Raw genomic sequence first — 24,180 nt, forward strand, 5'->3', positions numbered from 1 at the left:
AATGATCCATCTCGAAAACCTGACCAAGTATTTCCCCACGCGGAGGGGACGGCAGACCATTGTCGAAGATCTGACGGCGACGTTTCCGACAGGTGCCAGTGTCGCGCTTTTGGGTCGTAACGGTGCCGGAAAAAGTACGTTGTTGAAGCTGATTGCTGGGACGATCAGGCCAACGTCGGGGCGGGTTTTGTCGACGGGCACAATTTCCTATCCGGTGGGATTTCAGGGTTCTTTCCACCCTGATTTGACGGGTATCCAGAATACCCGCTTTGTGGCTCGCCTATATGGTGTGGACAGTGATGGCCTCGTTGACTTCGTCGAGAATTTTGCCGAACTCGGCGCGCACTTCCGGATGCCATTGCGCACCTATTCCGCTGGGATGAAATCGCGGCTGTCTTTTGGGGTCTCAATGGGTATTCCGTTCGATACTTACCTTGTCGACGAAGTGACTTCTGTTGGTGACGGGGCTTTCCGCCACAAAAGCGTGCAGGTGTTCGACAAACGGAACGAGACCGCTGGCGCAATCGTGGTTACCCATTCCCCGCCGATGGTGAAACGTCTGTGTGATATGGCTGCTGTGTTGGAACAAGGACATCTGCACTTTTATGATGATCTGGATGCAGCGTTAGAGCACCACGAACGAAATCTGGCCGCGCCTGCGGCACACTAGCCGGCTGCAGCATCGACCGAACCAACGCCAGTGCGTTGTGTGCGAAGATGTCCGGCGACCAGTTGTCCTGCCAGACCTGCACTATGTCAGAGGATATACCATGCTGATAGCGATCAAAGTGATCCAACATTTCGGAAATGCGCAGAGCCTCCCTTCGCAGGTCTTTGAGTTCGACCAGTAAGCTACATGGATGTTTTGCAGTTAAATCGGTTGCCCCGTCAAAATTGCGAAGAATAATCGGCAAACCTGCTTCAAATGCCTCGAGCGCGCCAATGGGTGTTCCCTCGTAGCGAGAGGTCAGAAGATAGGCATCGGCCTGAGCTAACGGGATACGGACATCAGGGAGAGGCCCGGTAAAGGTGATGCGCCTGAACGTTTCAGGGGGAACAACACCGCTGATCCTAGATTGAAAAACGGGATCATCAGTGCCCGGGCCGCAGAGGATCAAGCGATAGTTTTCTGGCATTTCCGCGAGCAGTTGTGCGGCTGTTTCATAGTCTTTCTGCCGACCGGTTCGGCCGGTCATTACCAATGTACGTATCCCCCATTTCCGCCGCGAGGGGAGAGGACGGAGGTCTGAGCAGTTTGCCAGGATATGTACCCTATGTCGGGCAAGTCTGGACGCCCGTGCATCCCGCGCCATCCACCCGGCCATCCGATGATTCAGGAATACCAGATTGTGTGCCGGACAGGTGGCAACCAGAGCCCTTTCCAGTTCCTTACAAATGCGATGCACCACTGGATTATAGCCACGACCGTAGGGCAGGCCATGATGGGTAAAGGCCACGGCGCAGGTGGGTCGCCAAATATTCAGCGCCAACAGCAGTCGGAAAAGCAACACCTGAAGCCGTGAGTGAATCCAGATCAAATCAGGATCTGTCTCTCGAAAGACCTTCAAAAGGCCGGTAATGCCCCGCCAAAGATGCAAAGGCGACATGCGGTTTGTCAGTCCACGCACGACGATGTGAGGGACATGCATACCATGCAATGCGGTATAGCCGCCCAAATCCTTGTCACTTACGACAGAAAGTCGAACGTGATCTTTCAATGCACCAGCAAGGTGCAGAATGTGACGCGGCACACCAGAGGGACGCCCGTCACCACCGACCAACAGTACCCGTGCCTTTTCTTTAAATCCGTCCAAGAGTTGCTGCCCCCCAGAAACCAAGTGTTGCTGCGCGCTTCTGTCTATACGGTCTAATTCGTCGCAATTTGGTTAACCGTGATATTCCTTTCCGTTGCCGTGCGGTATTGAATTCCCGGCAAATTCCGCGGGCTTCGGGCGTCAGTAAATCTTCGATCGCAGCTAGGGCCGCGATATTTGCATCTATCCGCCCGGAAAAAAGGCCACGCAGAACGCCGAACTTTCGTAGAATTTGCGTCTTCGCACTTCGACCCGCTCCAATATTGTTATCACCGTGTTGACGGTAGAGGATCGTGGGGGGGTCATTATCGAAGATGACAGTGCCACCTGTGCCTGTGACCAATAGATAAAGCCACCAATCATGCGCAAAGACATTGCCAGTGCGTTGTGCGGCCTTGTTTGCCAGGGCCGCTGCAGCGGGGTTCAGCATGACTGTATTGCCAGAGGCGACATTCTCAATCAGCGCATTGCGTAGCGAAAAGGGTCTGGTCAATCGGGGTGATGGGGTCAATTGTCCACGTTCTGGGTACCAATACAGGTGTCGCCCGCAGGACAAGGCGGGTTTGACCGAATGAGAGCTCAACGCATCAAGGCTACGCGCGAGTTTATCGTTGAGCCATATGTCATCCTGATCCGCAAAGCAGACGTATCCACAATCGGGATTTAGACCGGCTATCAATGCCATATAATTCGCTGAAAAACCCTTTTGCGGGCCCTTCAATATCGAAACCTTGCCTGGGTGTTCGCGCGCAAAAACTTCGAGCATTTTAAGACTTTCATCGGCCGAACCGTCATCGCTGCAAACTAGATGCCAGTCGGGCACGGATTGTCCCGCAATACTGCCGAGCTGCGCGGGCAAATGGCGCGCGCCGTTGTATACACCCATTAAAATGGTGACCGTAGGTTTCGTGGGTATGTTGGGTGCTAAGTCCATATCGCTTCCCCCACAACAAGCGAAATAAGTTCACATATTGTTAAGTGTCCTCAATTAACCCTGATCGAAGTTGTCGTGGTCGGAGAACATGAGTGTCAGGGTTTCCCTTAATTACGCTGGGCAAAAGGTTCGCATCATCCCTTCGCGAGGAAGGAACGCGGCCCGCACTTCGGCGCGCGCGTCACTATGCGTTGCGGCGGATTAAGGGGCAGGGCGCAAGCAGCTTGGCGCCCGCGATACGACATGCGCCGCAGGGCCCTGAACGGTATCTCCACGGCATCTGGCAAGATCTCGCCCGCGAAGAGGCATTTCACGTAAAAACCGCCCCGGCATTGCTTCGAGGTAAACGGCAAATCGCAATGATCGCTGATCTAAACCTGCCGCAATGTCGCAAATACCGGGTCGAGCAACTTGCCGCTTTCTGGCGGGGGCGCGGCGTGGAATTTGAATATGCGCATTATCAGGACATCCCGCGCGCCACGCGCATCATCCAGCATGCCAGCCATCTGATGGAATACCGGCTTCAAACCGGTCCCGCCGCAGATATGATCCGATACGAGGCACACAGACTTCGACTTCCGATCCTGTACGATCTGGACGACCCCCTTTTTTCGGTTTCTGCCTATGAAACCTATCGGAACATGGAAGCGCTTGACCCGGCGATGAAGGCTCATTTCCTGTCCGAGGCACCGAGATATCTAAGCATGATGAACGGGGCCGATGTGTTGTCTGTGTCGACCCCTGGAATGGCGCAACATGCGGAACTGTATACAAATCGTCCCGTTTTCGTGCGGCGGAATTTTGCAGATATTGAGACACTGGAGTCCGGTGCGGCAGCGATTGCAGAAGACAGGCTGGAAGATGGCTTGTTTCGTGTGGCTTTCTCAAGTGGGTCACAAGGCCATGAAGTTGATTTGGCAGAAATTATTGAACCGCTAACCGAGTTTGTTCTGGATGATCCCGATAGGCGTTTGATGTTGATTGGTCATTTCGACACAGCACATTTGCCGAACGGACTTGAACGCCAGATCGAAACCGTCAAATTCACCGATTACCCACAGTATCTGCATGCGTTGCGTCGAGCGAATTGTACTGTCATGCCGCTTTGTGATGATGCTTTTAACAGGTGCAAAAGCGCCGTACGCGTTCTAGATGCGGCAGCGGTTGCTGTGCCGGCGATTGTCGGCACCGTAGGTGATCTGGATAACGTGGTGGAGCACGGGAAGACCGGGTTTGTAGCGCAAACGCCGGGGGACTGGATGAGCGCGCTGCGCGAGTTGGCAGCGGATCCCGGCGCGGCCGCAGATATAGGTGTGAAAGCCCGTCAAGCGCTTGAGCAAAAGTGGAAAGGGTCGGATCAACCCCACATCATTGCGCCCGAACTTCTGGCATGGGTTGAAGAATGAACAAGCGACATATTCTGCTCGCCAATATCTTCTTTGCCCCCTTCAGTTATGGCGGTGCGACCGTGGTTGCAGAACAGGTTGCACAGGCGCTGCAAGATCAGGGCGGATTCCGCATCACGGCAGTATCTCTTTGCTCACGCAATGATCTGGCACCTTATGCGGTTATCAAGAGCCAGAAGAATGGCATTGTGAACTTCCTGATCAACGTGCGGCACGAACGATCTTACGCCGAGATGTACAACAACCCCGAGATTACGGCCCGACTGGCTGAATTGATAAGTACGTTGGAGCCTGATCTGGTGCACGCCCATTGCGTTCAGGAGATTGGTACGGGCCTTTTGGCGGTGGCAGAGGCGGCCGGCATTCCAGTGATCCTAAGTGTTCATGATTTCTGGTGGATTTGTGAACGGCAATTCATGATCCGTTTCGACGAGAAATACTGCGGACAAAATCCGGTGAAGATTGATAAGTGCAAAGGATGCGTCGATAATTTCTGGGCAGCGAAGGTTCGCTTCAATCATCTTCAGGAAACGAGTGCGAAGGCGGCATTGATTACCTACCCCAGTGCATTTGCCAGAGATTTGAGTGAGGCATCGGGTTTTGCGCCCGGCCGTGGTGTGGTTTGGCAAAATGGAGTCAAACTGCCGGATGATGATTTCTTTGCAAAACAGTCGAAACGTCGTTTGGCCGACCGGCAGATTACATTTGGCTATGTCGGCGGGCCTGCGGCGATCAAAGGCTGGCCGATTATAAAGCAGGCGTTTTCTGGTATCAAAACAGACGCGTTTCGCGGATTAATCGTGGACGGCAGTTTGGATCATTCCTGGTGGCAGGAAAAGGATTTGCGCGCTTTGCCAGGGGATTGGCGCATCCATCCTAGATTTACGCAAGAAAATATGGACGAATTCTACGCGGAGATCGATGTGCTGTTGTTCATGTCCCAATGGAAAGAAACCTTTGGACTGGCCATTCGCGAGGCGCTGGCACGGGGCATTACGGTGGTGCAGACCGATAGTGGCGGCACTGTAGAGCATGAAGGCGTGATGCCGGCCGATCTGATACCTATCGGCGGCTCGCCAGATATTCTGCGACGCCGCATCGCCCGATTGCTGCAGGAGAACCAACGCAAAACCCAGCCGATCTCCGTCACAAGCTTCGATGATCAGGCGCGGGCCTTTGCAGGGCTCGTGAAAGACGTGTTTCACAAGCTGGAACACGCAGCCTAAACACCTATACTAGTCTAGAAGGTGAAATCGTTTTCGTCCAAGTCGTTCAGGTTGACGTTTCGCAGGCGGATGGAGTTTCCAGAGCCAGTATTGATGACAACGTCCTGCCCGGATTGGGACGCGGCGTTACGGACATCCATGAACTGATTAAAGCCGGACATTCTTGAAAAATCCATAACTTCATTCCCGTTGAAAGCATCGAAATCGCCGATGGTATCATTGCCGTGGCCGTCGGAAAAAACGAACTCATCCGCGTTGAAGCTGCCAAACATCATGTCATTGCCTTCCCCGCCGATGACAGTGTCGAACCCGGCACCGCCATAAACGGTATCGTTGCCGGTGCCGCCGTCGACAACATCATCCCCCTGGCCGCCAAAGAACCGGTCACCGCCTTCGCCACCCCAGAGGGTATCATCGCCTTCCTGGCCAAACACGCCGTCACCTGAATCTCCACCAAAGATGCGATCGTCTCCACGGCCCCCAAACAAGCGGTCGAATCCAAGGTTTCCGATCAGGATATCATTGCCTTCTTCGCCGTAAATATTGTCGGACTGATGGCCGCCGTCGATCACATCGTCGCCGTCTCCGCCCATCAGCAGATCGAAACCGGCATTACCGAACATCGTGTCATTGCCCGCACCACCAAATACACCATCAACGCTGAAGCCGAAGTTGCTGCCCGCGCTGAGCCAGTCATCACCGTCACCACCATAGACGCGGTCGGGCGAGGATCCGGCCCAAATGCGATCATTTCCGCTGTTGCCGTGCAGTTGGTCGAACCCGTCGCCGCCAAGCAGAATATCATTGCCGTCCCCGCCTGTGATCGAATCGGCAAAGGTATCGCCCGAGATTGTATCGTTGCCATCACCGCCGTGGATCGTGTCGAACCCGGCACCGCCCAGCAGATAGTCGCTTTCGCCACCACCTGCGATGCTGTCGTTCCCACCTTCACCGTTAACGGCATCGCGTCCGGCGCCTGCCTCGATCGTATCGTTGCCCAAAGCACCGAACACACGGTCATTCTGCCCACCGCTTTGGATATGGTCGTGACCATTCGTGCCGACCCGATCGTTCGACCCGCGGTTCAACGCATAGGTCGGGGCATCCTGCCAAGCCGGAGTAAGTGAGTTTGGATCAATACCGGTTGGGTTATCGACATACCCCGGATTGGGGTCATCCCGTGTAGGCGCGGTGCTGCCGGGATATTCCGCCGGGTCGGTTTGAATGCGGCTTCCGGTAATCAGGTTTGTCGTGTCGAAATCCGTTGACCGGAAACGCGACCCGTCGGCGGACCGCACTTCCAATACTTCAGAGCCAACGCGAAATTCGGCGCCCCAACTTTGCGACACGATGGTCATGCCGCCCAGACCGCCCACGGTGCCAAAATCGCTGAGGTCCAGCCTGTCGAACCCCATCTGGAAATCCAGAATTGTATCGCGCGCGCCGTCTTCTACGACGACAAAGGTATCAAGCCCGCCATCGCCGCGCATTGTATCCTGCCCCGCTCCGTCCAGCAGGATATCGTTGCCAAAGCCGCCATTCAGCCGATCGTTGCCGGAAGCACCGGACAGAACATCGTCGCCAACCGTTCCGTACAGCTGGCTTCCGTTAGAACTGGCACCAAGGTTGGTGCCAATGTTTGGCAGAGAGATCGAGAATTCAGAGAGGTAAGGCGCGGTTTCTGTCGCAACCCAGAAGCGGATGCCATCAGGTGTGGCCATCGCATCAATTGAGGTGATGGCGCGCAATGGAGTATCAGCGGTGCCCGCCATCGCATCTACATGCTGCAAACGTCCGCCGGGCAAAACGGTAAAAAGGTTCACGCCGCTGTCGGAGCCCGCAGCCAGCACGAAGTTCTGCCCGTCCAGCGTCACATTCGTTACATGGCTGGCATCGCGGAAACGGGTGTCGAGCGTGTCGATCAGGTGATCAACCGGCGTCATGCCGTTTGGATTGACCGCGAAGGTCGTAAGCGAATCGCTGCCCGATCCGGCAACAACGACATAAAGTTGTCCGTCTGCTGCTGATGTCACGGTCATGCCGCCGGGGCGGTCCACCCAGAAACCATCGGTCGCATCGACATCGCTAATGTGTTGCATGGAGCCGTTCGTATTTTGACGGAACATACTCACGGTATCTTCGCTGCCATAGCTGACGAAAGCATAGGTTTGGCCGTTGTGCGTTGTCGTAATGATATCTGTCGCGCGCTCTCCCTGCATCGCGTTGCCCTGATGGATGTTGGTCAAATTGATTGTGGTGCCCGATCCGAAGGACACATTGACCAATCCACCCGTACGCAAAGCGGCCAACCCGGTAGAGCCGTCGCCGATCAACTCCATCTCGGAGATATTGCTCAGATTGCGGCCGGGTGCGGTGTAGGACAAGCCGCCATCAATCGCGTTGCCAATGCCATCGCGGTCCAACCGCACGCCCGTCAAGGCCCCTCCGTTCAGTCCCGCCATAAAAAGCTGCTGTGTGCCGCCCACATCGCGCAACACCAGATCAGTTGTTTCAAGCTGCAAAAGATTGGGTGCCAACTGCCAGTTTTGCGCCAATGACGTATTGCCGGAACTTTCATTCAGATCATAGGCTGTCAGCCAGCCATCCCCCCGCGTCGCGGCAAAGAGCATTGGACCACCGGCCCCCTCGATAATCTCAATATCGCTTAATCCGACAAGGCCGAATTCTTCGGCTGAATGCAGTCCACCGTGATTGGTAAATGTCGCTCTGACCATGTGCTGACCCCTTTTTGACTGGGGCGTTACCTGCGTGGGCAACTGGCATCTTGCGTGATCTGAAAGTGTCGGTTCTGAGGCGTTTAGTGCTGATTTTAAATGATCGGTGTTGCGTCAAATTCTATCTGTCCGTGCGCAAGGCTTTGGCAATGTTAATCGCAGTGGGACAGGGTCCGGTCCATTCGACCTTCATTTACGATGCAAAGGACCGCCCATGTCACAGACCTCTCCTACGCTGTCACTACCCTACATACAGCCCGCGCAGGCGCAAAAGCATGTGACCCATAATGAAGCGCTTCGGATCCTGGATGCGGTCACCCAACTGAGTGTTTTGAGTGTGACGCTGACGGAGCCGCCTGCGCAGAACGCTGACGGAGATCGCTATATTGTGGCGGATGAAGCCACGGATGTTTGGGCAGGGCAGGAAAATAGTGTGGCGGTTTGGGTCGACAGCACTTGGCAGTTCTTTGCGCCCAATATCGGTTGGCGCGCCGATATCGCCAGCAGTGGCGAAGAGGTGCGTTTTGACGGGACCGATTGGCAAACCGTCGGGAGCGGTGCGGTCGATCTTCAAAACGTGCCCACGCTCGGGGTGAACACGACGGCCGATGCGACGAACAAACTGGCGGTTGCCTCTGATGCGACGTTGCTGACCAATGCAGGTACCGGACATCAGCTAAAACTGAACAAGGCGACCGCGACGGATACGGCCAGTCTGTTGTTCCAGACGGGGTTTGCCGGACGTGCCGAGATGGGTACGGCGGGGAACGATAACTTCTCGATCAAGGTCAGCCCGGACGGGAATAATTTCAAGACCGCCATGCGTACCGAAGCCGCAACCGGTGCGGTACAATTTCCCAGCGGACAGGCGTTTTTTCAGGATGTGTTTATCCTCAATGACGCCAGTTGGTCGGTCACGATCCCGTGGTCCAACCCGTCGCGGATCATGTTGTGGCTGAGCGTGAATCTTGAGGGGCGCTTTTACCTGACCGCGATCACCGGCACGCTGACCGGGGCCAACAACTTTGGCGAGATGTTCGCCAACCCGCCCGGCACGTTGAACTTCTTTTCCGGGCCGCTGACCGGCACCACGGGCCCAGCGGGGGGAATCAATCTGTCGATTGATAGTACGGGCGCGGTGCCCAAGCTCCATGTGGAAAACCGCCTTGGCTCGAACCGCCTGTTCACACTTTCAACCTTGGGGAAATAATATGACAAATGACATCAACACCGCCTATCGCAGGGCTACTTTGCCAGGTTTAGGAGAGGTCCTGATCCCTGATGGTATCAGTGATGCGCAGGTTCTGGCCGAAGTGCTGGGCGAGGAGTCTGCGGCAACATCGGGAAAGAAAACCAAGAAAAAGCCCTAAATCGGGCGTCAAATCGGCCTGCACCCTGTATTGGTATCTGTAATGGATCATCAATGCAGGACGGACAGGCCCCGTGGATTTCATAACAGCGACAAAACTGCCCGGTGTGGTTTTGATCAACCCGCCGCGTTTTGGGGACGCGCGCGGGTTCTTCAGTGAAAGCTGGAACCGTCAGAAGATGCGCGATCACGGCATCGACATTGATTTCGTTCAAGACAATCATTCAGTCTCGGCGGCGGTGAACACCGTGCGCGGTCTGCATTTTCAGTCGCCACCCCACGCGCAGGCCAAACTGGTGCGCTGTGGGCGTGGCGCACTGTTTGATGTTGCGGTCGACGTGCGGCGCGGCAGCGGCACTTTCGGCCAATGGGTCGGATTTGAGCTGACGGCAGAGAATGGGTTGCAATTGCTTATCCCGGCGGGATTTCTTCATGGTTTTGCAACCCGTACCCCCGACACTGAGATCATCTATAAATGCAGCGATTATTACGCGCCTGAATGTGACGGCGCGGTGCGGTTCGATGATCCGGACATCGCAATCGACTGGGGGCTTAGCGGCCCTGCCGTTCTGTCGGAGAAGGATGAAAAGGCACCCCTGATGGCGCAATTTGATTCACCCTTTGTGTTCGGAGAAACCGAATGAAGATACTGGTGACAGGTGGTGCCGGGTTCATTGGCTCTGCGGTTGTGCGTCTGGCCGTGGCGCGGGGGCACGAGGTGGTGAACCTTGACGCGCTGACCTACGCGGGTTGTCTGGCGAATGTCGCGTCGGTTGCGGATAGCCCGAACTATGCGTTCGAGCAGGCCGATATACGCGACCGCGCTGCGTTGGACCGGATATTCGCCGTACATCAGCCGGAGGCCGTTATGCATCTGGCCGCGGAAAGCCATGTGGACCGGTCGATTGACGGCCCAGGCGATTTTGTCGAAACCAACATCACAGGTACCTACAATATGCTTGAAGCAGCGCGGTCCTATTGGACCAGCGCCGGCAAGCCCGAGGGCTTCCGCTTCCATCATATTTCGACAGATGAGGTGTTTGGCTCGCTCGGATCAACAGGGATGTTCACCGAAGACACCCCCTACGATCCCCGCTCGCCCTACTCCGCATCCAAGGCGGCCAGCGATCATCTGGTCAGAGCTTGGTCAGAGACCTATGGCTTGCCTGTCGTGCTAACCAATTGCTCCAACAACTACGGCCCCTACCACTTCCCCGAAAAGCTTGTGCCAGTGGTGATCCTGAATGCTCTGGCGGGGAAGGATATTCCGGTTTACGGCGAAGGGCTGAACGTGCGCGACTGGCTGTTTGTCGAGGATCACGCCGATGCGCTCCTGCTGGTGCTGACGAAAGGCGCGCTGGGCCGCAGTTACAACATCGGGGGCGAAAACGAGGCGCGGAACATTGATCTGGTGCGCAGTATTTGTGCCATTCTGGACGATCTCCGGCCCAAAGAAGGGCCCTATGCCGATCAGATTACCTTTGTTCAGGACCGTGCCGGCCATGATCTACGCTATGCGATTGATCCGTCCCGCATCCGCGAAGAACTGGGCTGGCGGCCTTCTGCCACGCTGGAGGAAGGGCTGGCCAAAACTGTTGCCTGGTACCTCGACAACGAAGATTGGTGGCAGGCGTTGCAGGCCCGCGATGGCGTGGGTGAGCGATTGGGGGTTAAGGCATGAGCATTCTGGTGATTGGAAAAACGGGACAGGTGGCGCGCGAGCTCGCGCTACTGCCGGATGTGATTTGCATCGGCCGGGACGAAGCAGATTTGACCGTCCCGGAGCAGTGCTCAGCGGCGATCCACGCCTACGGCCCAAGTGCTGTGATCAACGCGGCGGCCTATACAGCCGTCGACCGGGCCGAGGATGAAGAGGCCTTGGCAAACCTTATCAACGGCGACGCCCCCGGTGTGATGGCCCGCGATTGCGCGGCTCTGAGCATCCCCTTTGTGCATATTTCTACCGATTATGTGTTCGAGGGCGGCGGCAGAGCTGCTTGGTCGCCGGATGGCACGACCGGACCTTTGGGAGCTTACGGCAGATCGAAACTGCGCGGTGAGCAATTGGTGAACGGTGTGGGTGCCGCCTTTGCCATTCTGCGCACCTCATGGGTCGTGTCTGCACACGGCAATAATTTCGTGAAAACAATGCTGCGTCTGGGCGCGGAGCATGACAGCCTGAACGTGGTGGCTGATCAAATTGGCGGGCCAACCCCAGCGCGTGACATCGCTGTCGCCTGTCATGCCATCGCGCTGCAGCTGATCAAAGCGCCGGAGAAAAGCGGCGCTTACCATTTCTCGGGCCAGCCCGACTGCAGTTGGGCCGATTTTGCCCGCGCCATTTTCGATGAGGCGGGGCTGGTCTGCGGTGTGACGGATATTCCGTCATCAGACTATCCCACACCCGCTGTGCGGCCGCTGAATTCGCGAATGGATTGCACCAAGACGGAACGCACTTTTGGTATCGCACGCCCGGACTGGCGCAGCGGTTTGGCCGATATTCTCAAGGATCTGGGAGCAACAACATGACCAACCGCAAAGGTATCATTCTGGCAGGCGGTTCGGGCACGCGGCTTTACCCGATCACCATGGGGATCAGCAAACAACTGCTGCCGATCTATGACAAGCCGATGATCTATTACCCGATTTCGGTGCTGATGCTGGCGGGCATTCGCGAGATTGCGATGATCACAACGCCGCAAGATCAGGCGCAGTTCCAGCGCTCGCTTGGGGACGGGAGCCAATGGGGTATTTCATTGACCTATATCGTGCAGCCGTCGCCGGATGGATTGGCGCAAGCCTATATTCTGGCCGAGGATTTTCTTGATGGCGCGCCCTCTGCGATGGTTCTGGGCGACAATATTTTCTTTGGTCACGGCCTGCCGGAGTTGTTGGCCGACGCGGATGCGCAACCGACCGGCGGCACGGTCTTTGGCTATCATGTGGCCGATCCCGAACGCTATGGTGTGGTTGGGTTTGACAAGGCAGGCGTGGCGCAGACGATCATCGAAAAACCCGAGAATCCAGCGTCTAATTACGCTGTAACGGGGCTGTACTTCCTGGACGCAGATGCCCCGCGTCTGGCGCGTGAAGTTGTACCGTCACCGCGTGGCGAGCTCGAAATTACATCGCTGTTAGAGATGTATCTGACCCAAGGCCATCTGCGTGTGAACCGCATGGGGCGCGGATATGCCTGGCTGGACACGGGCACCCACGCAAGCCTTCTGGACGCAGGAAACTTTGTGCGCACACTAACACAGCGGCAGGGCCTGCAAACCGGTTGTCTCGAGGAAATCGCCCACGAGCAAGGCTGGATCACTGATGATGCGCTACTTGAACGGGCCGAGATGTTTGAGAAAAACGATTATGGCAAGTACCTGAAAGACCTGCTTAAATAACGTTTAGCCTTTGGCACCCTGACCGCGTGCATAGACATCTTCGTAGCGGATGATGTCATCCTCGCCCAGATAGCTGCCGGTCTGCACTTCAATCAATTCCATCGGTACATCGCCGGGGTTCTCCATGCGATGGATCGCGCCAAGCGGGATGTAGATGGACTCGTTCTCCTCAACCATCTGAACGCTCAGGTTGTCCTGATCCGGGCCAACGGTCACCTTGGCAGTGCCCACAACGACGATCCAATGCTCTGACCGGAATTTATGACTTTGCAGGCTGAGCGCCGCACCGGGGTTCACCACGATGCGCTTGACCTGAAAGGATGCGCTGAGGATCAGGGTCTCGAAAAAGCCCCAGGGACGGTGATCTTTGGGAAAGGTATCAGCCTGTGCGACGCTGTTGGCACGCATTTGTTTGACGACATCGCCAAGGTTCGCAGTGCGCGTCCGGTCCGCGACCAGAACCGCGTCTGGCATGGCAACCGCAACGATATTGTCCAAGCCCAGTCCGACCAGCTGCACCGCGCCATTTTCGGACCGCAGCAGGGTATCGCGACAATCGACAGCATGGGCGGTGCCTTGAACAGCGACACCTGCATCGTCTTTGACTGCATGCTGATGCACCGCGTTCCAGCCGCCCATGTCAGACCAATCGCCAGCGTGGGCAATAACGCTCAGGTTGCTGACCTTTTCCATGATGGCAAAGTCGATGGAGATGTCTTCGCATTTTGCCCAAGCGTCAGGATCGAGCCGCAGGAAACCCAGATCGGTCTGCGCCTGCCCAACAGCTTCTTGCACCTGCGCCAACATCTGAGGCGCGTGGGCTGCGAAGGCGTCGATCATCGTCTGGGCAGCATACATGAAAATACCGGCGTTCCATAGGTAGCCACCGGCGGCGAGCATACGCTCAGCCTCTGCGCGTTCTGGTTTTTCCACAAAGCGTTTCAGGGGCGTGGCGCCCTCGACATCACCCGCGTCCAACTCAAGATAGCCGTATCCGGTTTCTGGACGGTCCGGTTGAATACCAAAGGTGACGATCTGTCCGGCCTGCGCCGCAGCGACCCCGCGCTTGACGGTGTCACAGAACACATCGGCCTGTGTGATGTAGTGGTCAGACGGGGCCGCCAGCATCAGCGCCTGCGGATCGCGCTGGGCTTGCACCAAAGCCGCCGCCAGCAATGCGGGTGCTGTATTGCGTGCCTCGGGCTCGATCAGCACTGCACCCGGCGTGATGCCAGCATCATGCAACTGCTGAGTGGCGATGAAACGAAAATCCGAATTTGTGACGACCAGCGGTTCAGCGAACCCTGTACCGGACAGGCGTTTGCTGGATTGTTGAAACAGGCTGCCTTCGCCGATCAGGTCGATAAACTGTTTGGGAAAGCTTTTGCGCGACACAGGCCACAAACGTGTCCCCGATCCACCGCACAGGATCACCGGGGTAATTGTATTGCTCGTCATCATGCGTCCTTCTCGTCTGTCACTCAAAGGCCTGCCTTTGAACGCCTTCTGTTAGGATGGCGCGCCCCTGAGTTGCAAGAGACAATAGCCTAAGGCCGCCAAGGTATGGGTGCATTTTTGCCAAGTCACGAATTTTATTGAATTTCGTGTCGCTCCCGACGCACCGCAAAGGCGATTTCCTGCCGTTCGTTCTGTTCATGCATAATGCGAGCGGCTCCTTGACCTTCTAGTCACTGGAACCTTTATGTAGCAGGTATAGCAATCAGCAGGAGCGCGGTTTGGAACAGACATACACGCTGGCCATCGACAATATGAACTGCGGTGCATGTGTGGGCCGAGTGACAAAGGTGCTGAACGATCTTCCGGGCAGCAGTGACGTTCATGTCAATATGGCGAATGAAACGGCACGTATGACTTTAGGCGGCGCATCCACTCTGGACGCTGCCATCGAAGCCCTAAAGATCGCTGGATATCCGGCACAGACGCAAGAGGTACGGCTTTCCATCAGCGGTATGTCTTGTGCCTCCTGCGTTGGTCGGGTGGACAAGGCTCTGCGCGGTGTGGCGGGCGTGACCGACGCACGGGTTAATCTTGCTGACGAAACCGCGACGGTGAGGTTCGTGCCGGAGATGACCGACATTGCGGCGTTGGCTCAAGCCTCCACCGATGCAGGGTATCCAGCAGAGAACCTGTCAGAAGATACCAGCATTGACCGTCAGGCCGAGAAGGTAGCTGATGCCGATCAACAAAAGCGCACAATGTGGATTGCCGCAGCCCTGACCCTGCCGGTCTTTATTCTTGAGATGGGCGGGCATTTGATCCCGGCCTGGCATCACTACATCGGGGCCAGCATCGGGCATCAGGCCAGTTGGACTATTCAGTTCATCCTCACGACAGCAGTGCTTGTCGGGCCAGGGCGCAGGTTTTTTCGCAATGGGGTGCCAGCGCTTTGGCGGCGTGCACCGAACATGAATTCGCTGGTCGCGCTGGGCGCTGGATCAGCCTGGGCGTTCTCGACCGTGGCGCTCTTTGCGCCGACTTTGCTGCCCCAAGGCACGCGGGCCGTCTACTTTGAGGCCGCTGCCGTCATCGTGACCCTGATCCTTCTGGGTCGTTGGTTCGAAGCACGCGCAAAGGGCCAAACCGGCAGCGCCATTCAGGGGTTGATCCAGCTTTCGCCACGTGTGGCCCGGGTGAAGCGCGACGAGGACTGGGTCGAGGTTTCTGTTGATGAATTAAGCGTTGGCGATGTGTTTCTGCTTCGACCCGGTGAGCGCGTGCCGACGGATGCACAGGTGCTGACCGGCGAAAGCCGCGTCGATGAAAGCATGATGACCGGCGAGCCGATGCAGGTTGCGAAAAACACTGGCGACAGGCTGACCGGCGGCACGGTCAACGGCCACGGCAGCTTGACCTGCGAAGTGACCCGCGTCGGCAAGGATACGACTTTGGCCCAGATCATTCGCATGGTGCAGGACGCACAGGGTGCGCGCCTGCCCATTCAGGCGTTGGTCGACCGCGTGACGCTTTGGTTTGTACCAGCGGTCATGGCGGTGGCCGTTGTGACGGTGCTGGGTTGGCTCATCTTCGGTCCCGCGCCTGCGCTACCGATCGCGCTTGTGGCCGGGGTGTCCGTTTTGATCATCGCCTGCCCCTGCGCGATGGGCTTGGCCACGCCGACATCTATCATGGTGGGCACCGGACGGGCGGCAGAGCTGGGCGTATTGTTCCGGCAAGGCGATGCACTACAATCGCTCAGCGACGTTCAGATCATAGCGCTGGATAAAACAGGTACGTTGACTGAAGGAAAGCCACGGTTGACCACATATGATCCCGTGGCTGACAGCACCGGTGACACGCTTCTTGCCCAGATCGCGGCAGTAGAGAGCAGATCAGAACACCCGGTCGCTCGGGCTGTGCTGTCGTTTGCGGAAGAACGAGATCTGGCACTGCCAGAGGTGACGCATACTGAAGTGATCTCCGGCAAAGGTATTCTTGGCACTGTAGCAGGCCAACAGATTGCCATCGGGAATATTGCTCTGATGAAGGATCAAGGAGTTGATCCGGATCCGTTCAGGGAAAAAGCAGTAGCGTTCGAGGCAGAGGGCCAGACCGTCTTTTTCGCAGCAGTCGACGGGGTATTGGCCGCTTTGCTCGCTGTTTCCGATCCTTTGCGCCCCACCACCAAGGCGGCAGTGGCTGCGCTTCAATCGCGGGGTATGCATGTTGCGATGATCTCGGGCGATGCGGAAGGCACGGCGCAGGCCGTCGCCCGCAGCCTTGGTATCGACACGGTGATCGCGGGCGTCTTGCCCGATGGGAAAGTCGATGCGCTGCGCGAATTGCGCGATGCATATGGTATGACGGCTTTTGTGGGCGATGGCATCAACGATGCGCCCGTCCTCGCCGAGGCTGATGTCGGCATCGCCATCGGGTCCGGCACAGACGTGGCGATTGAAACCGCTGATGTGGTGCTGATGTCCGGCGACCTGAACGGCGTGGTGCAGGCCTTTGATCTATCCCGCGCCACCCTGCGCAACATCCGTGAAAACCTCGTCTGGGCTTTCGGCTATAACGTCCTGCTCATCCCCGTGGCTGCCGGAGCGCTTTACCCTGCCTTTGGCCTTCTGTTGTCGCCCGGGTTGGCGGCGGGGGCTATGGCGTTTTCCTCCGTTTTCGTGCTGGCTAATGCGCTGCGCTTGCGCCGTGCAGGGGGGACAGCATGAATATCAAATCCGTCAGCGCGGCCACCGGCTTGCCCGCCAAGACCATCCGCTATTACGAGGATGTGGGCCTTGTCAGCCCGGCGCGCGAGGGCAACGGCTACCGCGTGTTTTCTGACAAAGATGTGCATAAACTGGCATTCCTGGCTCGGGCCCGATCCCTCGGGTTTCCGTTAGAAAGCTGCCGCAGCCTGCTGGCGCTATACGATGATCAGGACCGGGCCAGTGCCGATGTCAAAGCTATCGCCATCAGCCACTTGCAAGAAATCGACCGCAAACTGGGCGAACTGACCGCGATGCGCGACACGCTAAGTGTTCTGGTCCGCTCCTGCGCGGGCGATGATCGTCCCGATTGCCCAATTCTGTCTGATCTGGCGCAAGAGGTTCCGCAATAGCACCAGCTTGACGGCGCGGCCCAAGGCGTGTTGGCTGTGCCCAACCACCCCCGCAGGTTTTTGCCGCGACAGAATAGGAACCCCGATATGTATGTTTTTGACGCGCCGAAACAGGCCAGCGTTGCCGTGCAGGGCAGCGATGACCGCTTTCCAGTACGCCGCATCTTTTGTGTTGGTCGCAATTACGAGGCGCACGCCCGCGAGATGGGCAAAGACCCGACGCGGGAGTCCCCTTTCTTTTTCACCAAACCGGCAGATGCGGTGATGGATACGCCCTGTACCATGCCATACCCCAAACTGACCGAGGATCTACATTACGAAATTGAACTTGTGATCGCGATCGGCAAGGGCGGCGATCACATTGCCGAAGAGGATGTGATGGATCACATCTGGGGCGCGGCCGTAGGTCTGGACATGACCCGCCGTGATCTGCAGGCGGAAGCCAAAGAAGCGGGCCGGCCCTGGGACTGGGCCAAGGCCTTTGACAATTCGGCTCCCATCGGCCCGATCCGGCCCATTGAAAAGGTCAAAAGCCTTGAGGCGGGTCGCATCTGGCTGGCCATTCACAAGGAGGGCGAGACAATGGCCGAGATGCGCCAGGATGCGGATTTGTCCGATCTGATCTGGTCGGTGCGCGAACATATCGCAATCCTGTCGCAGGCGATGACCTTGGCCCCCGGTGACCTGATCATGACAGGCACGCCCGCCGGTGTTGGTGCCGCTGTGCCGGGCGACAAGATCACCGGCGGTGTCGAAGGCGTCGGCGGTCTCGAGGTGAATATCGGTCCGCGTCCATGAGCGATCTGGCCCTCCATAACTACTTCCGATCTTCGACATCTGTCCGGGTCCGCGCGGCGCTGAACCTCAAAGGTCTGGATTTCGATTACATACCGCTGGCCCTGTTGAAGGGAGAGCAGGCGAGTGCCACCCATCTTGCGCTGAACCCGTCGGGGCTTGTGCCCACATTGGTCACGCCGCAGGGGCCCTTGCCGCAGTCACTTGCGATCCTTGAATGGCTGGATGAAGAACACCCGGAGCCGCCGCTGTTGCCTGCCGATGCATGGGGTCGGGCGCGTGTCAGATCGCTCGCGCAAATCGTTGCGCTGGATATTCATCCGGTCAACAACCTGCGCATTCTCAGTTATCTGGAAACGGAGTTCGATGCCGATGCCACCGCCAAGGCCAAGTGGTTTCGCCATTGGGCCAGCGCGGGCATGCAAGCACTGGAAATGCGGTTGGCGTCCGAGCCGGAGACCGGTGACTTCTGCCACGGCAATACGGTCGGTCTGGCCGATCTGTGCCTTTATGCGCAGGTCATTAACAACGCACGGTTCGAGGTCGACATGACAGGCTGCCCGACAATCAGTCGCATTCATGCCAATTGCATGGCGGTTCCTGCGCTGGCGCGGGCCGCACCGGCCAATCAGCCGGACGCGACCTGATTATGCGGCAATCGGGTGGGCATTAAGGAATGCCAGCAAATGCTCCGCTACTTCCTCCGGGGCATCCCACACGATTGAATGGCCGGCATGGGAGATATGGGCTTCGGTAAGATCGGGGATCGCCGCAAAGCTGGGTTGAGCCAATTCCGGCGGTATCATTAGATCCTGACCAGCATAGAGAACTAGTGCAGGGCATGAAATTTCAGCCATTTTCGCTTTAGGTCGGAAGGCACGAAAGGCCTCAACCTGATGTGCCATTCCGTCCGCGCTTTGCGCATGAGGGTAGGCAAGAGCCGCTTGCAGGGCGTCTTCGATATTCTGACTGTTTTCGAAAAAACCGTTCCCGAACAGCCAGGGATAAAGCGCGCGCAGCCATGTTTCTTCGCCACCAGGCGCACGCCGCACCGCCAGCAATGCGTCAAACACACCCGCCGTGCGCGGCGAGCGCACGCGACCCGAAGCCAGTACCGTCGCGGTGGCGGCACGCTCTGGCGCGGCATGCGCAATCTCCAGCGACAGCAGGCCGCCCAGCGAATGACCCCCCACATGAAAACGATCAAATCCCAGATGGTCCATCAACGCCAGGGCATCGGTTGCCATCAGCGCGCAGTCTGCGGGAGCATCCCATGGGGTCGTGCGCCCGGTGGTGCGGTTGTCTGGCCGGATCACAGTGAAATGCGGGGTCAGCAAAGGCACCAGAATTGACCACGCGGCAGAGTCGCTCAGCATCCCTGCCAGCAGCAAAAGGGGCGGACCGCTGCCGTCGATCTCGTAATGCAGGGTGACGTCGTCCAGGGGCAATTCAGGCATTCAGGTCTCTCCAACAAGGCAGCAGATCGCCGGTGGCGGGCGTCGCTTCAAAGATTGCGCGGCCAATGGCGCGGGCCAAACACAGCGATGCCGCATGGCCGATCAGCCCTACATCGCCGGCAGGCCGGGCATCCGTAGACAAGGCAAAAACCAGATCACCGTCGAAGGGTGTATGCGCAGGAACGGTCGCACGCCCGATCCCGTCATGGGCGGTCACAGCCACACGCTGACACTGCGCTTTGGTTAGCGCGGCATCGGTGGCGACGATAGCGATCGTGGTATTCTCGCGGGGGGACAGTGCCTTGGTCTTACGGCTGTCGCGGCTCAGGCCGAGGCCGCTCGCCGGGTCCGGCCCCAAGCCGCCAAATTCACCGTTCATCTCGAAGGGCGCGGCATAGAAATATCTGTCGCTTGGTGTGGTGACAGCCCCCACCGGATTGGCCGCAACCAGCGCGGCAACTGTACTTCCATCGGGCAACACGAGAGAGGCAGAGCCAAGCCCACCTTTCATCATCGCACTTAGCGCACCTGTTCCAGCGCCCACGCTGCCCAGCGCAAAATCATAGCCCACCGCGTCAAAGGCGGCGCGCCCCAGGGCGCTGTAGGGGTTCTCGGCCCAGTCCTTTGCACCGCCATTCAGCAGATCAAACAGGATCGCGCCGGGAACCAGCGGGATCGTCGCTGGACCAACGCGAAAACCGCGCCCCGCCACGCGCAACCGATCCGCCACCCCAGAGCAGGCATCGAGGCCGTAAGCCGATCCGCCAGACAAAACCAAGGCATCGACCGCCGCAACAGATTTATCAGGGGCCAGCAAATCTGTCTCTCGTGTGCCAGGGGCACCACCCATGACGTGGACGGATGCCGTAAACGGCTTATCCCCGAGCAGGACAGTCGCACCGGATTTTAGCGCGTCATCCTGCGCATTACCGACCCGCAAACCGGCGACATCCGTGATCAGGTTCTTGGGTCCGGGGGTCATGCGGGTACTCCGATATCTGGCAGCACGGGCGCGGCTGCAATCAAGGTTTGCGTATAGATGTGCTGCGGGTTCTCGAACACCTCGCGCGTTGGTCCCTGCTCGACAATCTGGCCTGATTTCATGACCAACACACGGTCGGTGACACTGCGCACCACGGACAGATCATGCGAGATGAACAAATAGGTCAGATCATAATCGCGACAGAGTTCAGCCAACAGATCAAGGATTTGCGCGCGCACTGAAACATCAAGCGCCGAAACAGCTTCGTCAAAGATGATCAATTCGGGGCGAATGATCAGCGCACGGGCGATGGCGATCCGTTGACGTTGGCCGCCTGAAAACTCGTGGATGTACTTATCGCCATCGGTGGCGCTCAAACCGACAGCCTCCAGTGCCTCCGCAACGGCATGGGTGCGGGCGGCGCCGGTAGGCGGATCCTGCAATAGATGAAAGGGTTCAGTGATCAGTCGCGCAACGCGATGCCGTGGATTGAAACTGCCGAACGGATCCTGAAACACCACCTGCATCTTTCGCCGCACCACCAGATTGGGTTGGTTGCCGGTGAATACAGGCTCCCCATCCAGAGTGATGCTGCCATTCTGGACCTGCTCCAGCCCCAGAATAGCGCGGGTCAGGGTCGATTTTCCACAGCCGCTTTCGCCGACCAGACCCAGACGCTCACCCCTTTGCAGAGTAAAGGACACATCATCGACCGCCCTGAATGAACCGGGCGGGCCAAACGGCGTCTTACGCGGCAGACGGTAATCCCGCGTGATGTTGCGTACTTCCAGCAAGGGCAGGGGCGCGGGTGCGGCGGGCAAAGTCACCTCGTGGGACGAGGCGGCAAAGAGCATGCGGGTATAGGGATGCCGCATGTCGCGCAGCAGATCGCCGGTAGCCCCTTGCTCCACAATCTCGCCCTTGCGCATGACCACAATACGGTCCGCCATATCAGCCACAACAGCCAGATCGTGGGTGATGATCAGCAGGCCCATACCATCTTCCTGCACCAGCGATTTCAATAAATCGAGGATTTGCGCCTGCGTGGTCACATCCAATGCGGTGGTCGGCTCATCCGCGATCAGCAAGCGGGGGCGCAAGGCGATGGCCATGGCGATCACCACACGCTGACGTTGGCCGCCGCTCAGTTCATGCGGAAAGCGCGACAGGGGAAAGCGGTCTTGCGGCAACCCGACGCGGGCGAGGGTTTGCGCTGCGCGGTCTTCGGCCTGCGCCAAGCTGACCTGCGGTTCATGTATGCGGATGGTTTCGGCAACCTGCGCGCCGATGGTCTGGACCGGGTTCAGCGCGGTCATCGGCTCCTGAAACACCATGCCCATGTCATTGCCGCGCATCTGGCACAGGTCTGCTTCGCTCAGCCCGGTTATGTCTTGCCCCGCCAGTGCGATCCACCCGTCGGTATGAGCGCCCTTCGGCAACAGCTGCATCACCGCAAAGGCGGTCATGGATTTGCCCGATCCGCTTTCGCCGGTGATCGCGACGATCTCCCCCTCGGCCACGGACAATGATACATCGTGCAGCACCGGATAGCTCTGGATCGACAGGCTCAGCTGATTGATTTCCAACAATGTCATGCGCGGCTGACCCTGAGACGCGGATCAAGGTAGTCGCGCAAGCCGTCGCCCATCAGGTTGAGACCCAGAACTGTCAGGATGATCGCAAACCCCGGGATCAGCGCCAGATGCGGCGCGACGCTGACCAAGGTCTGTGCATCGGCCAGCATCCGACCCCAGCTGGGCGTGGGTGGTTGCGCTCCAAGCCCGACATAACTCAGGCCCGCCTCCGCCAGAATGCCCAGAGAAAACTGGATGGTGCCCTGCACGATCAGCAGATTGGTGACGTTCGGAAGGATATGTTCAACCGAAATGCGCGTGGCATTCTTGCCCGCCACACGGGCCGCCATGATGAATTCACGCTGCCAAAGCGACAGCGCGGCACCACGGGTGATACGGGCAAAGACGGGGATGTTGAAAATACCGATGGCAATGATGGCATTGATTGCACCTGCGCCGAAAATTGCCGTGATCAGAATGGCGATGACAAGGCTGGGAAAGGCAAAGACCAGATCGTTGCCCCGCATGATCAACTCGTCTACAAGCGTGCCCTGCCGCGCGGCGGCCCAAAGCCCCAGTGGTACACCAAGCCCCATCCCGATGCCCACCGCCACAAGCGCCACAGCAATCGAGGTGCGTGCGCCAACCATGATCATGCTGAGGATGTCGCGGCCAAAATGGTCGGTCCCCAAAAGATGCGCGGCATAGGGGGTGCGCAGTTTGTTAGGAATATCGAGTGCGGTGTGATCAAACGGCGTCCAGAAAAAGCTGACAGCGGCGGCTACCACAAACACGGCCGATAACGCGGCACCCAGGATCAGATTGCGTCTCATGCCCGCGACCTAAGCCGTGGATCGACGGCGGCATAGGCCAGATCGACCAGAAAGTTCACGACAATGACCGAAAAGACCAACAGCATGACGACGGATTCAACTACAATCAGATCGCGGGCCGAGATGGATTGAAACACCAGCCGCCCGAGACCCGGCAGATAGAACACCTGTTCAATGATGATCGACCCCGCCAGCAGAAAAGAAAACTGTAATCCGATGATGGTCAGCACCGGAATGAGCGCGTTGCGCAGCCCGTGCCGCCAAAGCGCCTGTCGCGCCGTTAAACCTTTGGCGCGGGCGGTTCGCATGAAATCTTCGCCCAAGACATCCAGTAGGGACGACCGCATGACACGGGCAAGGATTGCGGCTTGGGGCAATGCAAGGGCGATGGCAGGCAAGGTCAGCGCGTGCAGACCGGCCCAGAACCCCTGGTCCCAGCCGACAAAACCACCAGCGGCGAACCAGCGCAGATTGATAGCAAAGATCAGCACCAGCATCATTGCAAACCAGAAATTCGGCACGGCGACACCCAGTTGCGTAGCCCCCATAACGCCGATGTCACCTGCCTGCCCCCGTCTGCTCGCCGCATAAATCCCGGCGGGAAAAGCAACCAGCGTGCTGAGCGCCAGCGCATAAAGTGCAAGCGGCAAAGAGATCCAAAGCCTGTCCCCAATCATCTGCGATACCGGCGTGCGGTAGGTGTAGGATGTGCCGAAATCCCCGCTCAGCATGCCGGTTACCCAGGTCAGATACCGTTCCGGTTTTGAGGCATCGAGGCCAAGTTCGCTGCGCAGCGCGGCCAGTGTTTCAGGTTGCGCATTCATTCCCAACATAAAGGACGCAGGATCACCTGGTGCCACCTCGATGACCACAAAGATCACGATGGACGCAACCGCGAGGCTGATCACAAGCGAAAGCAAGCGTTTGAGGGTATAGCGCAGCATCGGCGTGAGGTTAGGTGCAGCGCTTGGCGGCGTCCAGTACCCATCGTCACGGCGGGTTATTCTTTGGCGGGTATGGCAACTTTTGCCGTGTATCAGGGCACCAGGAGGGGCTTGGATTAGAAAGAATGTGAGAATTT

At 57.8% G+C, this 24,180-nt stretch carries 21 protein-coding genes and 1 pseudogene; 13 read left to right on the plus strand and 9 right to left on the minus strand.

Annotated features, from left to right (window positions below; all coding sequences use genetic code 11):
- Position 1 precedes the first annotated feature (1 nt).
- Positions 2-670, plus strand: a complete 669-nt coding sequence (locus Z945_RS20860; RefSeq protein WP_025051852.1) for an ABC transporter ATP-binding protein — start codon at positions 2-4, stop codon at positions 668-670.
- Between the two features lie 133 nt (positions 671-803).
- Here the strand turns inward: Z945_RS20860 and Z945_RS20315 are convergent.
- Positions 804-1,751, minus strand: a pseudogene (locus Z945_RS20315) (glycosyltransferase family 4 protein); the annotation flags it as partial.
- 49 nt (positions 1,752-1,800) lie between these two features.
- Positions 1,801-2,748 (minus strand): glycosyltransferase, encoded by a 948-nt coding sequence (locus tag Z945_RS20320; RefSeq protein ID WP_081780984.1) that lies wholly within the window; start codon positions 2,746-2,748, stop codon positions 1,801-1,803.
- Positions 2,749-3,107: 359 nt separating this feature from the next.
- On the opposite strand from Z945_RS20320, the gene Z945_RS0109415 reads away from it, so the two are divergent.
- Both Z945_RS0109415 and Z945_RS0109420 read left to right on the plus strand, forming a co-directional pair.
- Entirely contained in the window at positions 3,108-4,154 is a 1,047-nt protein-coding gene (locus Z945_RS0109415) for a glycosyltransferase (protein ID WP_152541097.1), read from the plus strand.
- A complete protein-coding gene (locus tag Z945_RS0109420) occupies positions 4,151-5,380 on the plus strand; it encodes a glycosyltransferase (RefSeq protein WP_025051856.1) in 1,230 nt (409 codons plus the stop codon). The genes Z945_RS0109415 and Z945_RS0109420 overlap by 4 nt, the downstream gene beginning before the upstream one ends.
- A gap of 14 nt (positions 5,381-5,394) precedes the next feature.
- On the opposite strand, the gene Z945_RS0109425 is transcribed toward Z945_RS0109420, so the two are convergent.
- On the minus strand, positions 5,395-8,115 hold the full coding sequence (locus Z945_RS0109425; protein WP_025051857.1) for a calcium-binding protein: 2,721 nt from the start codon (positions 8,113-8,115) through the stop codon (positions 5,395-5,397).
- Between the two features lie 214 nt (positions 8,116-8,329).
- Between Z945_RS0109425 and Z945_RS19580 the strand changes: the two genes are divergently transcribed.
- The 6 genes from Z945_RS19580 (at position 8,330) to rfbA (ending at position 12,882) form a co-directional block, all read left to right on the plus strand.
- Positions 8,330-9,325: a DUF2793 domain-containing protein gene (locus Z945_RS19580; protein ID WP_025051858.1), complete on the plus strand. Its 996-nt coding sequence runs from the start codon at positions 8,330-8,332 to the stop codon at positions 9,323-9,325.
- 1 nt (position 9,326) lies between these two features.
- Positions 9,327-9,485 (plus strand): hypothetical protein, encoded by a 159-nt coding sequence (locus tag Z945_RS20605; protein WP_161634086.1) that lies wholly within the window; start codon positions 9,327-9,329, stop codon positions 9,483-9,485.
- 73 nt (positions 9,486-9,558) lie between these two features.
- Entirely contained in the window at positions 9,559-10,128 is a 570-nt protein-coding gene (gene rfbC, locus Z945_RS0109440; protein WP_037970829.1) for a dTDP-4-dehydrorhamnose 3,5-epimerase, read from the plus strand.
- Positions 10,125-11,165 (plus strand): dTDP-glucose 4,6-dehydratase, encoded by a 1,041-nt coding sequence (gene rfbB / locus Z945_RS0109445; protein WP_025051860.1) that lies wholly within the window; start codon positions 10,125-10,127, stop codon positions 11,163-11,165. Before rfbC ends, rfbB begins: the two co-directional genes overlap by 4 nt.
- The gene (gene rfbD, locus Z945_RS0109450; protein ID WP_025051861.1) at positions 11,162-12,013 is read left to right on the plus strand and encodes a dTDP-4-dehydrorhamnose reductase; all 852 of its coding nucleotides are present in this window, start codon (positions 11,162-11,164) and stop codon (positions 12,011-12,013) included. Before rfbB ends, rfbD begins: the two co-directional genes overlap by 4 nt.
- Positions 12,010-12,882, plus strand: coding sequence for a glucose-1-phosphate thymidylyltransferase RfbA (rfbA, locus tag Z945_RS0109455; RefSeq protein WP_025051862.1), 873 nt, complete (start codon positions 12,010-12,012; stop codon positions 12,880-12,882). Before rfbD ends, rfbA begins: the two co-directional genes overlap by 4 nt.
- A gap of 3 nt (positions 12,883-12,885) precedes the next feature.
- On the opposite strand, the gene Z945_RS0109460 is transcribed toward rfbA, so the two are convergent.
- Positions 12,886-14,340 (minus strand): mannose-1-phosphate guanylyltransferase/mannose-6-phosphate isomerase, encoded by a 1,455-nt coding sequence (locus Z945_RS0109460; RefSeq protein WP_037970830.1) that lies wholly within the window; start codon positions 14,338-14,340, stop codon positions 12,886-12,888.
- Between the two features lie 278 nt (positions 14,341-14,618).
- On the opposite strand from Z945_RS0109460, the gene Z945_RS0109470 reads away from it, so the two are divergent.
- The 4 genes from Z945_RS0109470 (at position 14,619) to maiA (ending at position 18,900) form a co-directional block, all read left to right on the plus strand.
- A complete protein-coding gene (locus Z945_RS0109470) occupies positions 14,619-17,066 on the plus strand; it encodes a heavy metal translocating P-type ATPase (protein WP_025051865.1) in 2,448 nt (815 codons plus the stop codon).
- Positions 17,063-17,458, plus strand: coding sequence for a Cu(I)-responsive transcriptional regulator (gene cueR, locus Z945_RS0109475; RefSeq protein WP_025051866.1), 396 nt, complete (start codon positions 17,063-17,065; stop codon positions 17,456-17,458). Before Z945_RS0109470 ends, cueR begins: the two co-directional genes overlap by 4 nt.
- 87 nt (positions 17,459-17,545) lie before the next feature.
- Positions 17,546-18,256 carry a fumarylacetoacetate hydrolase family protein gene (locus Z945_RS0109480; protein ID WP_025051867.1) on the plus strand — a complete coding sequence of 237 codons (711 nt, stop codon included), beginning with the start codon at positions 17,546-17,548 and terminating at the stop codon, positions 18,254-18,256.
- Positions 18,253-18,900, plus strand: a complete 648-nt coding sequence (gene maiA / locus Z945_RS0109485) for a maleylacetoacetate isomerase (RefSeq protein ID WP_025051868.1) — start codon at positions 18,253-18,255, stop codon at positions 18,898-18,900. Before Z945_RS0109480 ends, maiA begins: the two co-directional genes overlap by 4 nt.
- Here maiA and Z945_RS0109490 read toward each other — a convergent pair whose 3' ends face one another.
- Genes Z945_RS0109490 through Z945_RS0109510 form a run of 5 tightly spaced genes read right to left on the minus strand, consistent with a single transcriptional unit; the run spans position 18,901 to position 24,043 of the window.
- A complete protein-coding gene (locus Z945_RS0109490; RefSeq protein ID WP_025051869.1) occupies positions 18,901-19,710 on the minus strand; it encodes an alpha/beta fold hydrolase in 810 nt (269 codons plus the stop codon). It abuts the gene before it with no gap.
- Positions 19,703-20,692, minus strand: a complete 990-nt coding sequence (locus tag Z945_RS0109495; RefSeq protein ID WP_025051870.1) for a P1 family peptidase — start codon at positions 20,690-20,692, stop codon at positions 19,703-19,705. Before Z945_RS0109495 ends, Z945_RS0109490 begins: the two co-directional genes overlap by 8 nt.
- The gene (locus Z945_RS0109500) at positions 20,689-22,287 is read right to left on the minus strand and encodes an ABC transporter ATP-binding protein (protein WP_025051871.1); all 1,599 of its coding nucleotides are present in this window, start codon (positions 22,285-22,287) and stop codon (positions 20,689-20,691) included. Before Z945_RS0109500 ends, Z945_RS0109495 begins: the two co-directional genes overlap by 4 nt.
- Complete coding sequence (locus Z945_RS0109505; RefSeq protein WP_025051872.1) at positions 22,284-23,099, minus strand: ABC transporter permease; 816 nt, start codon at positions 23,097-23,099, stop codon at positions 22,284-22,286. Before Z945_RS0109505 ends, Z945_RS0109500 begins: the two co-directional genes overlap by 4 nt.
- Positions 23,096-24,043, minus strand: a complete 948-nt coding sequence (locus Z945_RS0109510; RefSeq protein ID WP_025051873.1) for an ABC transporter permease — start codon at positions 24,041-24,043, stop codon at positions 23,096-23,098. Before Z945_RS0109510 ends, Z945_RS0109505 begins: the two co-directional genes overlap by 4 nt.
- Positions 24,044-24,180 lie beyond the last annotated feature (137 nt).

It is taken from the genome of Sulfitobacter noctilucae (assembly GCF_000622365.1).
Taxonomy (GTDB): domain Bacteria; phylum Pseudomonadota; class Alphaproteobacteria; order Rhodobacterales; family Rhodobacteraceae; genus Sulfitobacter; species Sulfitobacter noctilucae.